We start from the raw sequence: 14,568 nt of genomic DNA, 5'->3' as shown, positions 1-14,568 counted from the left end.
AGTTTTTCGATGGATCTTCAGCAACTGACCGCCCAATTCATCGGCCCCGACGGCGACATCGCCCTGCCAGAACACTTCACCCTGCCCCGACTCGCCGAAATGATCCACCAGGCCCAACTGCAGGCCGGCGGCGGCGACGCGATCAACGTCCGCGCGTGGGACTTTTCCACCGACCCAGCTGGTGTGGAAACAACGTTCACCCGCTCCGAGGTCAACACCCGCATCAAGGCCGTCGCAGCACGCCTCGCCCAGGTCGGCGAGCCGGGCGCACGCGTCGCGCTGATGGCGCCGAACTCCGCCGAGTACGTCTTCGGCTTCATGGGCGCGCTCTACGCCGGCCAGGTGCCGGTGCCGCTGTACGACCCGACCGAGCCGGGCCACGAGGGCCACCTGCGCGCAGTGCTTGGCGACGCCGGCGTCCAGATCGTGCTCACCAACTCCGCCGCCGCCCCCGCTGTGCGCCGCTACTTCGCCGACCTGCCCGGCACCGAGCGTCCCCGCGTCATCGCCGTGGACTCCCTGCCGGACACGCTCGCCGAGTCCTACCAGCCAATCCCGCCGGTGCCGGGCGAGGACACTGCGAACCAGATCTGCTTCCTGCAGTACACCTCCGGCTCCACCCGCAACCCGGCAGGCGTGATGATCACCAACGAGGCGCTGGTCACCGACGTTCTGCAGATCAACGACGCGGTGAAGTTCGAAACACCGATGCGCATCCCGACCTGGCTGCCGCTGCACCACGACATGGGCATGATCGTGGCCATGATCGGCGTCGTGCTGGGCCAGGAGATTGAGATCTTCGCCCCGCGCGACTTCATCCAGCAGCCGAAGCGTTGGGTGGAGCGCCTGTCGCGTCGCGACGACGACCTCGCCGACATCCACGTCTACACCGTGATCCCCAACTTCGCCCTGGACCTCGCCGCCCGCTACGCCGCGCCGGAATCTGCGGACCAGTACGACTTCTCCGCCGTGGAGTGCATCATCATTGGCTCCGAGCCGGTTACCCGCGCGGGCGTGACCGCGTTTATCGACGCGTTCAGCGCCTCCGGGCTCGACCGCTCCGTGCTGCGCCCGTCCTACGGCCTGGCCGAGACCACCCTGCTGGTGTCCACCGACCGCACCGATGAGCGCCCGAAGTTCATCGAGTTCGACCGCGACGCACTCGCAGAGGGCAAGGCCGTCCCGGCGGAAGGCGGCGTGGCTACCGCGTCGAACGGCCAGCCGGTGAACTGGATGCACTTCGCCATCGTCGACCCGGAGACCCGTAACGAGGTCGAAGACGGCACCATCGGCGAAATCTGGGTCCACGGCAAAAACGTCGCCGCCGGCTACCTCGACCGCCCGGAAGAGACCGCCGCGACGTTCCACAACACCATCGGCGAAACCATCCAGGACGGCATGCCGAAGGACAACTGGTGCGCCACCGGCGACCTGGGCACCATGCTCGACGGCCACCTGTACATCACCGGCCGCGTCAAGGACCTCGTGGTCGTGGCGGGACGCAACCACTACCCGCAGGACATCGAAGCCACCGTCATGGAGTCCACCGACCACGTGCGCAAGGACTCCGTCGCCGCATTCGCAGTGCCTGGCGACGACGTCGAGCGCCTCATCATCATGGTCGAACGCGCCGACAACGCCTCCGCCGACGGCGACGCAGCCGCCATCGACGCCATCCGCTCCGCCGTCACCGCCAAGCACGGCATCGCCCCGGAGGTCGTCGAGTTCTACGGTCCGGGCGAGATCGCACGCTCCTCGGCAGGCAAGATCGCCCGCCGCGTCAACGCGAAGCGATTCACCGATCGCGAACACGCTGCAACGCAGTAACAAAACCCCGCCGGTGGGCGATAGTCTGAGCTGTTATGAACGAGCATGATCTGATTCAGTGGCTCACCAGCTGGGTTGAGCGCGCCACCGGCGTAGATAACGTCGACCCGACCACGCCGCTGGAGACCTACGGCCTCGCATCCCGCGACGCCGTGATCCTCTCCGGCGAACTGGAAACGCTCCTCGGCCGCCGCGTAGACCCGACCATCGCCTACCAGTACCCGACCGTCGCCGCGATCGCCGCGGCGCTGACGGCGGTGAAGGCGGAGGGGCCGGTAAGGCGTCGTCGTCAAGCAACTGCGACCCCTGGCACCCACGACATTGCCATCATCGGCTCCGCCGGCCGCTTCCCAGGCGCCAAAAACAACGCCGAATTCTGGCAAATGCTCATCGAAGGCCGCTCCGCCACCGGCCCACTTCCCGCACCACGCTGGAATGAATACCTCGGCGACCCCGTCGTCCGCACTAAAATGTCGGAAGAAAACACCGACGGCGGCTACATGGACGGCATCGCCTCCTTCGACCACGAATTCTTCGGCGTCTCCCCACTCGAGGCCCAAAACATGGACCCGCAGCAACGCATCATGCTCGAAGTTGCGTGGGAAGCCCTCGAAGACGCAGGCCTCGCACCCAGCAAGCTGCGCGGCGAACCCGTCGGCGTGTTCGTTGGCTCGTCCAACAACGACTACGGCATGCTCATCGTCGCCGACCCAGCCGAGGCGCACCCGTACGCGCTGACCGGCGCATCCTCCGCGGTCATCCCGAACCGCATCTCTTATGCCTACGACTTCCGCGGCCCGTCCATGAACGTGGACACCGCCTGCTCCTCGTCGCTGGTGTCGGTGCACCACGCGGTGCGCGCGCTTCGCGACGGAGAAGCCGACGTCGCCCTAGCCGGCGGCGTGAACATCCTGGCCAACCCGTTTGCCTCGCTTGCGTTTTCGGAGTTGGGCGTGATCTCGCCGACCGGGCGCATCCACGCGTTTTCCGACGACGCCGACGGCATCGTCCGCGCCGACGCCGCAGGCTTCATCGTGCTCAAGCGTGTCGACGACGCCATCGCCGACGGCGACAACATCCTCGGCGTAATCAAAGGCTCGGCCACCAACTCCGACGGCCACTCCAACGGCCTGACCGCCCCCAACCCGGACGCCCAGGTAGACGTGCTGCGCCGCGCCTACGACGACGCCGGCGTGGATCCGCTGCAGGTCGACGTGGTCGAAGCCCACGGCACCGGCACCATCCTCGGCGACCCGATCGAGGCCACCGCACTCGGCGAAGTCCTCGGCCGCGGACGCGACGCTGGCTCGCCGCTGCTGCTGGGGTCGGCGAAGTCCAACATCGGCCACTCCGAATCCGCCGCCGGCGTCGTCGCGCTGATCAAGGTGATCGAGGCGCTCAAGCACGACACGATTCCGGAGTCCATTAACTTCACCGCCCCAAACCGCTACGTCGACTTCGACACCGAGCGCATCGAGGTCGTCCAGGACCCGCGCGAGTGGCCGCGCTACTCCGGCCGCCGCATCGCCGGCGTGTCCGGCTTCGGCTTCGGCGGCACGAACGCGCACGTGGTCGTCGCCGACTTCGACCCGGCCGACTACGACACCCAGACACCCGAAACCGAGCCGTCCTTCGAGGGCGTGTCTGCGGCGGCGTTGCCGGTGTCGGGCCTGTTGCCCTCTCGTCGCAAGGAAGCAGCAGGCGCACTCGCTGACTTCCTCGAAGGCCGCCCCGACACCGACCTCATCCCGGTGGCGCGCTCCCTGGCCAAGCGCAACCACGGCCGCTCCGCCGCCGTCGTCCAGGCCACCACCACCGAAGACGCCGTCAAGCGCCTGCGCCAGGTCGCTGCCGGCAAGATCGGCCCCGGCATCGCATCCGCCGACGCACCGACCCCCATGGGCCCCGTCTTCGTCTACTCCGGCTTCGGCTCCCAGCACCGCAAGATGGCCAAGGAACTCATCAACCGCTCGCCGCTGTTCGCCCGCCGCATGCGCGAACTCGACGAGATGGTCAAGTTCCAGGCCGGCTGGTCCATGCTCGAGATCATTGAAAACGACGAGCTGACCTACGACACCGAAACCGGCCAGGTCACCATCACCGCCATCCAGATCGCGCAGACCGACCTGCTGGCCTCCGTCGGCATCACCCCAGCCGCCACCATGGGCATGTCCATGGGTGAGATTGCCGCAGCCTACGGTGCCGGCGGGCTGAGCGACGAGGACTGCATCCTCATCGCCACCGCCCGTGCCCGCCTCATGGGTGAAGGTGAAGAAATGATTGCCGGCACCGACCAAGAAGGTGCGATGGCGGTTGTGGAGTTGTCGCGCGAGGCGTTGGCGGAGTTCGTCGATAAGCATGAGCAGGCTGCAGGCGTTGAGCCAGCCGTCTACGCGGGCCCCGGCATGACCACCGTCGGCGGGCCGTCGAAGGCCGTCGACTACATCGTCGAGGCACTCACCGCTGAGGAGAAGTTCGCCCGCAAACTCAACGTGCGCGGCGCCGGCCACACCAGCGCGCTCGACCCGATCATGGGCGAGCTCGCCGGCGAAATCGCAGGCATCACCCCGCGCCCGCTCACGGTGCCACTGTTTACCTCCGTCGACCGCGGCGAGGTCTACCAGCCCGGCCAGACCATCCACGACGACGCCTACTTCCTGCGCATGACCCGCCAGCCGGTCTACTTCCAGGACGCCACCGAAGCCGCGTTTGCCGCCGGCCACACCACGCTTGTGGAGATCACCCCGAACCCGGTTGCACTGATGGGCATGATGAACACCGCGTTCGCCGCCGGCCAGCCGGATGCGCAGCTGCTGTTCACCACCAAGCGCAAGGTCGACGAGCTCGAGTCGCTTTTGGACCTCGCCGCGAAGCTCTACGCCGGCGGCGTGCCGGTGGACTTCGGCGCCTTCTACGGCGCAGGCAAGGTCATCGACGCGCCGAAGATGGCGTTTAAGCAGGTGGATCACTGGACGCCGGCGAGGCCGTCGTCGGCAAGCACGTCGCTTTTGGGCTCCCGTGTGACGCTGCCGAGCGGCGAGGTTGCGTTCGCGACCGCCGCCGACCAGGTCTTCAGCCCGCACCAGCTCATCGAGGCCGCCGCGGCTGAGGTAGCCGAGGGTGCGCGTGTCGTCGCTACGGAAGAGCACGGCTACCTGCCCGCCGACGGCGAGGTGACCACTGTGGTGGCGTCCTCGCTCGGCGGCGTGTCCGTCAAGGTGTACGACGGTTCCGCGCTGGTTGCGGAGGGTTTCGCCTCCACCATCGACCGCGCCCCGGTTCAGGGCGTCATGGAGCCCACGCGTATCGACGACACCCCGGCCGCCACCTCCGACGAGGACCAGGACGACATCGACGCCGTGCGCTGGGACCCGACCTCCGGCGAGACCGTTGCCGAGCGCCTGCGCGGCATCGTTTCCGAATCCATGGGCTACGACCCCGAGGACCTGCCCGACGAACTGCCGCTCATCGACTTGGGCCTTGACTCCCTGATGGGCATGCGCATCAAGAACCGGGTGGAAAACGATTTCCAGATCCCGCCGCTGCAGGTGCAAACGCTTCGCGACGCCTCCGTCGCCGATGTCATCCGCATCGTCGAAGACGCCGTCGCCGGCCGCACCGGCGCCCCGCAGCCGATGGCCGTGAACGACGAGGCGCGCGACCCGGCCGCCGCCACCGAAAAGACCCAGGGTGTCGGCGTTGCCCCGCGCGACGCGTCCGAACGCATGGTGTTTGGCGCCTGGGCGAAGTACGCCGGTGCGGCGGCTGCTGGTGTGACGTCGGAGTTGCCGCAGATTAGCAACGAGCAGGCGGGAGAGATCGCCGCGCACCTGACCGAGCGCTCCGGCATCGAGGTCACCGCCGAGGATGTGCTGGGCGCCGAGACGCTCGAACCGCTTGCGAACAAGGTCCGCGAGGGTCTGGAGACCCCGGTCGACGGCAACATCCGCGTCTTCCGAGATGGCGACGCCGCCAAGAACCCTGTCTTTATTTTCCACCCGGCGGGCGGGTCGTCGTCGGTGTACGCGCCGCTGGCCCGCCGCCTGAATAAGGACGTCCCGGTCTACGGCGTCGAGCGCCTGGAGGGCTCCCTCCAGGAGCGTGCTGCCGAGTACGTCAAGGACATCGAGCGCATCGCAGGCGAGCGCAAGGTCATCCTCGCCGGCTGGTCCTTCGGCGGCGCCCTGGCCTACGAGGTCGCATCCCAGTTGGGCAACGACAAAATCGACTACATCGCACTGCTGGACACCACCCAGCCGTCCGAGCCGATCCCCGACACGCTCGAGGAAACCAAGGCGCGTTGGGGCCGCTACGCCGCCTTTGCCAAGGAAACCTACGGCCTGGACTTCGAGGTGCCTTACGAGCTGCTCGAAACCGCCGGCGAAGAAGCGCTGCTGACCATGCTCACCGAGTTCCTGGCCAGCACCGACGCCTCCGAACACGGCCTGGCCGCCGGTGTCCTGGAGCACCAGCGGGCATCGTTCGTGGACAACCAGATCCTCAACCACCTCGACTTCACCCGCTGGGCCGACGTCGACGTGCCGGTGCTGCTGTTCCGCGCCGAGCGCATGCACGACGGCGCCATCCAGCTCGAGCCGAACTACGCCCACATTGACGAGGACGGCGGCTGGGGCGCTATCGTGAGCGACTTGACCATCGTCCACCTGCCCGGTGACCACTTGGCGGTTGTGGACGAGCCGGCGGTGGGCATCGTCGGTAAGCACATGAACGCATGGATCGAAGGGAAGCGATGAGTACCGCCGACAAACTCGCCGACCTGCGCGAACGGCTAGACAAAGCGCAGGACCCGGGCTCGGAACGCTCGCGCAAGCGTCGCGACGACGCCGGCCGCACCACCCCGCGCCAACGCATCGACGCCCTGCTCGACGAGGGATCCTTCGTCGAAATCGGCGCGCTCGCCCGCACCCCCGGCGACCCGGACGCCGTCTACTCCGACGGTGTGGTCACCGGCTACGGGCGCATCGACGGCCGCCCCGTCGCCGTGTACGCCCACGACAAAACCGTCTACGGCGGCTCCGTCGGCGTGACGTTCGGCCGCAAGGTCACCGAGGTCATGGAGTTCGCCATCAAGATCTCGTGTCCCGTGATCGGCATCCAGGACTCCGGCGGCGCCCGCATCCAGGACGCGGTGACGTCGCTGGCCATGTACTCCGAGATTGCCAAGCGCCAGCTGCCGCTGTCGGGCCGCGTCCCGCAGATCTCGATCATGCTGGGCAAGTCCGCCGGCGGCGCCGTCTACGCCCCGGTGACCACGGACTTTGTCATCGCCGTTGACGGCGAGTCCGAGATGTACGTCACCGGCCCGAACGTGATCCGCGAGGTCACCGGCGAAGACATCACCTCTGCCGAACTCGGCGGTGCGCGCGTACAGGAGCAGGCCGGCAACATCCAGGCCGTGGTGGCTACGGAGGAGGACGCCTTCGACTACGTCAAGGACCTGCTGGCCCACCTGCCCACCTCCACCTTCGACGCGGCCCCCGTGGTCGCGGCCCCCGCGGACGAGGAGTTGGACGACTCCGCACTCGATTCCTTCATGCCCGACGACACCAACGCCGGCTACGACATGATGGATCTGCTCGTGCAACTTGGCGACGACGAAGACCTCGTCGAAATCCAAGCCGGCTACGCCGAAAACCTCATCTGTGCCTTCGGCCGCATCGACGGCAAGGCAGTCGGCTTCGTCGCCAATAACCCGATGTACGCCGCTGGCTGCATCGACGCGGACGCCGCCGACAAGGGCGCGCGTTTCATCCGCACCTGCGACGCCTACAACATTCCGATCGTCTACGTCGTGGACACCCCCGGCTACCTGCCCGGCGTGGAGCAGGAGCGCGAAGGCCTGATCCACCGTGGCGCGAAGTTCGCCTTCGCCGGCGTGGAGGCCACCGTGCCTAAGGTGACGCTGGTCGTGCGCAAAGCCTACGGCGGCGCGTATGCGGTGATGGGGTCGAAGAACCTCAACGGCGACATCAACCTCGCCTGGCCCACCGCCCAGATCGCCGTGATGGGTTCGGCGGCGGCGGTGGTAATGCTGCAGGGCAAGCAGCTCGCCGCCATCGAGGACCCTGATCAGCGCGAGGCCATGAAGAAGATGTTCATGGACTTCTATGACCAGGAGATGACTTCCCCGTACGTGGCTGCTGAGCGGGGTTACATCGACCAGATGATCGAGCCCAATCAAACACGCATTGCTTTACGACGAGCCCTTCGCCAACTGGCCACCAAACAAGAATTCGACCTTCCTAAGAAGCACACCATCAGCCCCCTGTAAGAAAGGCCCTTCTTCTATGCTTTCCTCCACCCTCGACCTGTTCGGCGACCTTGTCAGCATGATCATCTGGTTCATCAACGGCATCCAGACGGGTGATCCGCTCTGGAACTTCGGTTCGAGCTTCTAGGCCTGGACGCCGAAAACGCACCCGTTTGGTTGGCGGGTGCGTTTTGTTATTTGCGCACGAGTTTTGCGATTCCGCGCCAGCCGAGCATGAGCAGCGCGGACATGGTCGTCGCCACGATGATGAACGACCAGTGGGGGATCGAACCGTTGCGGATGCCCCAGATCACCAGGCCGGTGATCACGGTGACCGGCCAAATGATGCCGCCCTTGTTGTCGCGGGAGATCAGCCACCCCAGCGTTACACCGAGGGCGAACGGCCACAGGGTGGACAGCCAGCCGGTGAAGTTGAACGGCATGTCGTCGGACTGGTGGGCAGCGCGCGCGAGCAGCGCGAATACCGCGATGGCGACGTAGTCGGCCGCGATCGCGGTGGGGCGTGTGATTCGTTTCGTCATACTCGCAGATGGTAGCGCCCGAACAGCGCGTCCATGATTCCGCCGGGCCTGTACACCGGGTACCCGCGCGGTGAAACCCACACCGGCCGGCCCCGGATCCGTTCGATCCTTCCGCGCCGGTTGGTGTGGCGGGGGTCGTCGTGGTTGACCCGGTTGTGGTACCTGCACAGCGGCACCAGGTTGGCCAGGTTGGTCTGCCCGCCTTGCGACCACGCCGTGATGTGGTGGAACTCGCACATATCCGCCGCCACCCGACATCCGGGTACGGGGCACATCGGGGTGGCCATGCGGGCTAAGTCGCGTTGCTTCGCGTTGGCCACGCGCTGGGTCCGGTACAGGTTCACCGGCCCGGCCTCGGGGTGCACGAGCGCGACCTCGGTCGGGAACATCTCGCCCAACAACGCCGCGACGTATTCGGCGCCGGTGATGGTGGTGCCGTCGGAAAGTGCGAGCAGGACGTCGTCGCCGTGGTCGGCGAGGATTGTCACGTGCTGGTCCGCCGGCACCGCCACGATCGGGCGCGGCGCCTGCACCTGCACCCCGCCACCCCCGGCGAGCATGTCGGCGAACCGGGCGAACATCTGCGGGCCCGCAGGTTTCGACGCGTCCAGCCCGGAGCGCAACTGCTTTTCCAGTGCTGCCAGCACGTGTTCGTCGCCGCAGCCGGAGAACTTCCGCTTCCCGCCGCGTGAGGCAGAGAAGCGGAAGGCGTCTTCGGGGGTGCGGTCGTCGTCGGGAAGCAGTTCGCGCGCGGCCTTCTGTACCGCCCGGTAGTCGCCGCGCACCTCCAGCAGCGCAAGCCGCGGCGCCCAACGCTCGTTGACTGGCAGGCGCTTCAGGCGGCGCTCGATGGCCACCAACTGGTGCAGCGAGAACCCCCGCGCCCGCTCCAGCGCCACGGCCTGCTTGCGGGTGTAGGCGGTGCGGCCGAAGTACACCTCGCGCAGCCCCGCCCACGCGGACACCTGCGCCGGGTCGAGGCCTGCCTGGAGGGCGTACTGCTCGTCGAAACCGGCGAGCGCATCAACGGCGCTGGCTAGCGTGTCCACGAGAGCAGTAAATGAGGTCATGCATTTCAACCTAAAGCGCCGGCCAAACTTGCGCAACGGCCCTGTGGATAACTCGCGATTATGCCGTTGGTTTATCCACACGTCCCAGGTAGACGGCGGAATAGACGATCCAGCCGATGGCGGTCACGAGCGCAAACGAGATGGCGCGGTAGATGACGGTGGCGGCGGTGGCGTCGGCAAGCGAGAGGCCTCCGGCGACGAGCATGCCCACCGCCACCGGCTCCACGGTCCCCAGGCCGCCGGGCGTGACTTGGGCGGATCCCGCGAGTTTGGTCATGATGAACGCCAAGCAAATCCCCGACAGCGAAATGCTTGACGACGACACCGCCCACACCGAACACACCATCGTCGCAAGGTCCAGCAGCCGGTTACACAGCGACAACCCGGCCGCACCCGCGAAGGCGGGGGCGGAGATACGGATGGCGGCAACCTGGTCGATCACGGACACAGCGCGCTCGTGCACGCGCGAGGGCAGGAAGCGCACCCAGCGTTTGAGCACCGCAGGGTTGAGCGTCGCCCAGAACACTGCGGCGATGGTCAGCGCGGCCGCCACCAGCGATAGCACGAGCGACGTCACCGACAGGTCGGCACCCAGCAGCACCACGGCGACGATGCCGATGAGCACCAGCCACACCGTGGACAGCGCACCGGAGACGACGAAGAACCACCCACACAGCCCCGTCGACGCCCCCCACGAGCGGTGCACCCGGTACGTCAGCCACGCCGATAGTGCCGGTCCGCCCGGCACGGTGGTGGACCACGCGTTGGAGGCGAACACGATCGCGTTCGTGCGCGCCACCCCCGTGATGCGCCCTTCGACGTTGAGCAGGATCTGCATCACCCCGGCCATCGCCACCAGCGCCAGCAAGGCTGTGACCACCGTGCCCAACAGCGGCAGCGGCGAAGCAGACCGGACGGCGCGCCAGGCGTCGCCGAAGAACGGCATCTGGTCGCGAAGCACTACCAGCACCACCACGGCCAGGACGACCGGGGCGAGCCAGCGCAGCCAGGTCCTAGCGTTCAAGTTCTTTCTTCTTCAGCTGCTCGAGGGCGCGGCGCTGCTCGATATCACGCATGAGTTCGCTAAACGGCACCAGCGTCGCGTCCTCTTCGACGGAGACGCCGGCGCGGCCGGGCAGGGTGTCAACGACCATGTGCTCGATGGGGGTTTCGGTGGGTGGTGTCGTCGATACGCCAGAGCCCTCGCCGAGTGCACCCGCGGCACGTTTGACCCAGCGTGGCGCCCACCAGTTGTCCTCGCGCAGCAGGTGCATCACGCCAGGAACGAGCAGCAGGCGGATGATTGTCGCGTCGAGGGCGAGCGAGAAGATCATGCCGTAGGCGATGTACTTCATCATCACGATGTCCGACAGGGCGAACGCGGCGGCGACCACGATCATGATGGCGGCCGCGGCGGTGATAATCCCACCGGTATGGGCGGTGCCGTCCTTGATGGCGTCGTCGGTACGTGCACCGTCCTGGCGGGCCTCCACCATGCGGGAGACCAGGAACACCTCGTAGTCGGTGGACAGGCCGTAAAGGATGGCGACGATGAGCACCAGGATCGGGCTCATCAGCGGACCCGGCGTGAAGTTGAGCACCCCTGCGCCGAGCCCGTCGACGAACACGGCGGTGAGGAAGCCGAGGGTGGCGCCGATGCCGAGGATGTTCATGATCACGGCCTTCGCCGGCAGGATCAGCGACCCGAACACGAGCGCCATGAGCAGGAACGTCGCGAGCACCATGTAAACGCCCATCCACGGCAGGCGCTCCAGCAGCGCTTCGATGGATTCGACTTCCATGGCGGGGGTGCCGCCGACGTAGGTGGTTACGCCCTCCGGCACGTCAATCTGACGCAATTGCTTGACGACGTCCGCCCCACCGTCCCTGTTCTCCAACGGCGCCGACAGCACCGTGATGTCGCCTTCGGTGGGGTAGTCGGGCTTGAGCGGGCGGGTGAAGCCGTCGATGGCGCGGGTCTGCATGACGATCTGGCCGAGCTGCGCGTTGTCGGCACCCTGGACCACGAGTTTCACCGGGTCGGTGCGGAAGGCGGGGAACTCTTCGTTGAACTCGTCCTGCGCTTGGCGGGTGACCTGGTTGGGCGGCAGGTAGGTTTCGTTGATGCCGCCGAACGCGATGCCGACAATCGGCACGGTTAGGGCGATGAGTAGCGCCGCCACCCCGACGACAACGGGGCGGGCGTGGCGCATCGCCCAGGCGGGGATCTTGTACCAGACCGTATCTTCCATGCTGCGCTCTTTGCGACGACGCACGGACAACAGGTCGATCTTGGGGCCCAGCATGCCGAACAGTGCCGGCAGCACCGCCACCGAAATCACCGCGGCGAGCACGACCGCGCTGATCGCGCCGTAGGCCACCGACTTGAGGAACGCCTGCGGGAACATGAGCAGGCCCGACAGTGCGACGCCGACCATGAGGGCGGAGAAGAACACCGTCTTGCCCGCCGTGTTGGTGGTCACGGCGACGGCCTCTTCGGTGTCCAGGCCGCGGTCGAGTTCCTCGCGGAAGCGCGACACCATGAACAGCCCGTAGTCGATGGCCAGGCCCAGGCCGAGCAGCGTAATGATCGACTGGGAGAAAATATTGACCTGCTGGAACTGCGCCAGCACCGCCAGCAGCGACAGTGAGCCGATGATGGACAGGATGCCCACGATCAACGGCATCGCAGCGGCCACCACGCCGCCGAACACAAACAGCAGGATGATGGCAACGAACACCAGGCCGATCTTTTCGGCGCGCGCGATGTCGTCGGCCATGCCGGTGTCCAGCGCGTCGGCCACGGCGGTCGCGCCGGCGATCTGGGCGGTGCCGCCAGGGACCTCCAGCGCCTCGAGCGCGGGTTGGATGGTGCGGAAGTCCTTCAGCGTCTGCTCGCCGTCGCCCTTCAGCCCGATCGCGGCGAACGCCTTGGTGTGATCGGCGTTGACCAGTTGCGGGTTGGGACGCTCGAAGTAACTGGTGATGTGCGCGATCTGGTTAGGGTGCTGCGCCTTGAGCTCCCCCAACTGTGCATTCACCTTATCGACGACCTCCGGCCTGTCCACCCCATCCGGCGCCGTCACCAGCAGGATCACATCGCCGGAGTTGTCGCGGCCGAACGTGTCGTATTCGATCTGCGCCGCCGTCGTCGAATCCGCGCCCGGGTCTTCCCAGCCTTCCTGGGAGAGGCGGTCGGCGAGTTTGGATCCGAACAGCACTTGCATCAGCAGGATCAGCGCGATGACGATGACCGGGATGATGCGGCGGTGGCGGTAGGCGAAGTGGCCCCACTTGTAAAACACGGCGGGCTCCTAGTCTTTCGGGTTGTGCAGAAGCGCCTTGAGCGGGCGGAACGGTTGCAGCCAGGCGCCCTCGTCGGGCAGTTTGTCCAGGTGGACGCGCGGCAGCGGGTTTTGGAACACGCCCGGGATGTCTTCGAGGTCCACGAAGGTGACGTCGGGGGAGTTCACGGCCCAGGAGGCGTGTTCGTGGAAGCCTAAGACGGTGACGGGGATGTTGTCGTCGATAAGTTCTTGCAGGAGCTCTTGGAAGTTCTGCCCGTCTGCGGATGCGACGACAACGCCTTGGAGCACGCCTTCTTTACGACGACGCTCTATGTGGTCGATCATGTCACCGTCCACATCCGAGTCTTCTTCGCTCTTCGGCTTAGCAAAGACGGCGAAACCGACGTTGCGCAGCGCCTCCACCCACGGGCGGATCGAGTCTGCGCCGGCGGGGGAGACGTTGGTGAACACGGTGGCTTCCGGCTCGACCTCGTAGCCGAGTTCGTCGGAGCGGTCGGCGGCGAGGTCGATGAGCCAGCGGCCGATGGCGTCGAAACGCGGACGGTGCGCCGCAGTCGGGCGACCACCCAGGATCGCGCCGAGGCCCATGTCCAGGTTCGGGGCGTCCCACACCAGCAGGTAGCTCTCCGGACCGGCCGGCGCGCCCGGGGTGTAGGGGTGGGTCATTGCCTGCAGGTCCATTACTTCTTCTCCCACAGGTACTCGCGGATCACGTGATCCTTGTCCAGACCCTTGCCTTCGAACTTGGTGATCACCTGGCGGTCCGTCAGCATCGGCGCCGCGTCCCACGGCCAGCCCTTGTACTCCAGCATCGGCTCCACATTGACCAGTTCGTCGATCCACTCGGCGTAGTCGGCGTGGTCGGTGGCCACGTGCAGCACGCCGCCCGGCTTCAGGCGCGTAGCGATGAGGTTGAGGGTGCCGGACTGGATGATGCGGCGCTTGTGGTGGCGCGCCTTCGGCCACGGGTCCGGGAAGAAGATGCGCACACCGTCGAGGGATTCCTCGCCGAACATGCGGGCCAGGACCTCCACGCCGTCGCCGCGCACCATGCGAATGTTGTCGATGCCGCCGCGCACCACCGCGCCCAGCAACTTCGCCAACCCCGGCTTGTACAGCTCCACGGCAACCACGTTGGTGTCCGCCTCGAGCGGGGCCATCGCCGCGGTGGAGGTGCCGGTGCCGGAGCCGATCTCCACGATGGTGGGGTGGCCGGCGCGGCCAAACCAGCCGTCGATATCAATGCGCTCGTCCGAGCCCTCCGCCAGCACCTTGCCCAGGCGGGGCCAGTGCTCGTTGAACAAGGCCTCCTGGTTGTCGGTCAGCGTGCCGCGACGAAACGTCACGGACCCCAGACGCGGGTAATCCAGGCCGGTTTCAAAATCAGTTTGCAATGGGCGGCCAGCGGGCAACTCGCCCGTGCCCGACCGCGTGTTTTCAGAATTATTCATCGTGTTTATTGTCCATATGAACAGGTCAAACGCAAGTGTCCCGGCGAGGGGTGAGGGGCCGGGTTGTCACCCCCGTGTCGTCGATACGCATGCACCCCT

Annotated in this window: 9 protein-coding genes; 3 read left to right on the top strand and 6 right to left on the bottom strand. The window is 66.7% G+C overall.

Translation table 11 applies throughout. The annotated features are described in order from the left end of the window. Positions 1-9: 9 nt before the first annotated feature. Genes HMPREF2785_RS11050 through HMPREF2785_RS11040 form a run of 3 tightly spaced genes read left to right on the top strand, consistent with a single transcriptional unit; the run spans position 10 to position 8,119 of the window. On the top strand, positions 10-1,827 hold the full coding sequence (locus HMPREF2785_RS11050) for a FadD32-like long-chain-fatty-acid--AMP ligase (RefSeq protein WP_070615576.1): 1,818 nt from the start codon (positions 10-12) through the stop codon (positions 1,825-1,827). 35 nt (positions 1,828-1,862) lie between these two features. Further along, on the top strand, positions 1,863-6,581 hold the full coding sequence (gene pks13, locus HMPREF2785_RS11045; RefSeq protein ID WP_070615575.1) for a polyketide synthase Pks13: 4,719 nt from the start codon (positions 1,863-1,865) through the stop codon (positions 6,579-6,581). Continuing rightward, complete coding sequence (locus HMPREF2785_RS11040; RefSeq protein ID WP_070615572.1) at positions 6,578-8,119, top strand: acyl-CoA carboxylase subunit beta; 1,542 nt, start codon at positions 6,578-6,580, stop codon at positions 8,117-8,119. The genes pks13 and HMPREF2785_RS11040 overlap by 4 nt, the downstream gene beginning before the upstream one ends. A 173-nt stretch (positions 8,120-8,292) precedes the next feature. On the opposite strand, the gene HMPREF2785_RS11035 is transcribed toward HMPREF2785_RS11040, so the two are convergent. The 6 genes from HMPREF2785_RS11035 to trmB are packed head-to-tail and all read right to left on the bottom strand — an operon-like array spanning position 8,293 to position 14,469. Then, complete coding sequence (locus HMPREF2785_RS11035) at positions 8,293-8,640, bottom strand: DUF3054 domain-containing protein (protein ID WP_246821255.1); 348 nt, start codon at positions 8,638-8,640, stop codon at positions 8,293-8,295. Beyond that, the gene (locus HMPREF2785_RS11030) at positions 8,637-9,710 is read right to left on the bottom strand and encodes an HNH endonuclease signature motif containing protein (RefSeq protein WP_070615569.1); all 1,074 of its coding nucleotides are present in this window, start codon (positions 9,708-9,710) and stop codon (positions 8,637-8,639) included. Before HMPREF2785_RS11030 ends, HMPREF2785_RS11035 begins: the two co-directional genes overlap by 4 nt. Before the next feature lie 58 nt (positions 9,711-9,768). After that, on the bottom strand, positions 9,769-10,734 hold the full coding sequence (locus tag HMPREF2785_RS11025; RefSeq protein ID WP_070615566.1) for a lysylphosphatidylglycerol synthase transmembrane domain-containing protein: 966 nt from the start codon (positions 10,732-10,734) through the stop codon (positions 9,769-9,771). After that, a complete protein-coding gene (locus HMPREF2785_RS11020) occupies positions 10,724-13,015 on the bottom strand; it encodes an MMPL family transporter (protein WP_070615563.1) in 2,292 nt (763 codons plus the stop codon). The genes HMPREF2785_RS11025 and HMPREF2785_RS11020 overlap by 11 nt, the downstream gene beginning before the upstream one ends. Before the next feature lie 9 nt (positions 13,016-13,024). Beyond that, positions 13,025-13,699, bottom strand: coding sequence for an NYN domain-containing protein (locus HMPREF2785_RS11015; RefSeq protein WP_070615560.1), 675 nt, complete (start codon positions 13,697-13,699; stop codon positions 13,025-13,027). Beyond that, positions 13,699-14,469, bottom strand: coding sequence for a tRNA (guanosine(46)-N7)-methyltransferase TrmB (trmB, locus tag HMPREF2785_RS11010; RefSeq protein ID WP_070615558.1), 771 nt, complete (start codon positions 14,467-14,469; stop codon positions 13,699-13,701). The genes HMPREF2785_RS11015 and trmB overlap by 1 nt, the downstream gene beginning before the upstream one ends. Between the last annotated feature and the right edge of the window lie 99 nt (positions 14,470-14,568).

The organism is Corynebacterium sp. HMSC067D03 (assembly GCF_001811185.1).
GTDB lineage: Bacteria > Actinomycetota > Actinomycetes > Mycobacteriales > Mycobacteriaceae > Corynebacterium > Corynebacterium coyleae.
The sequence above is the reverse complement of the archived record's forward strand: the minus strand, read 5'-3'. Positions and strand labels throughout refer to the sequence as shown.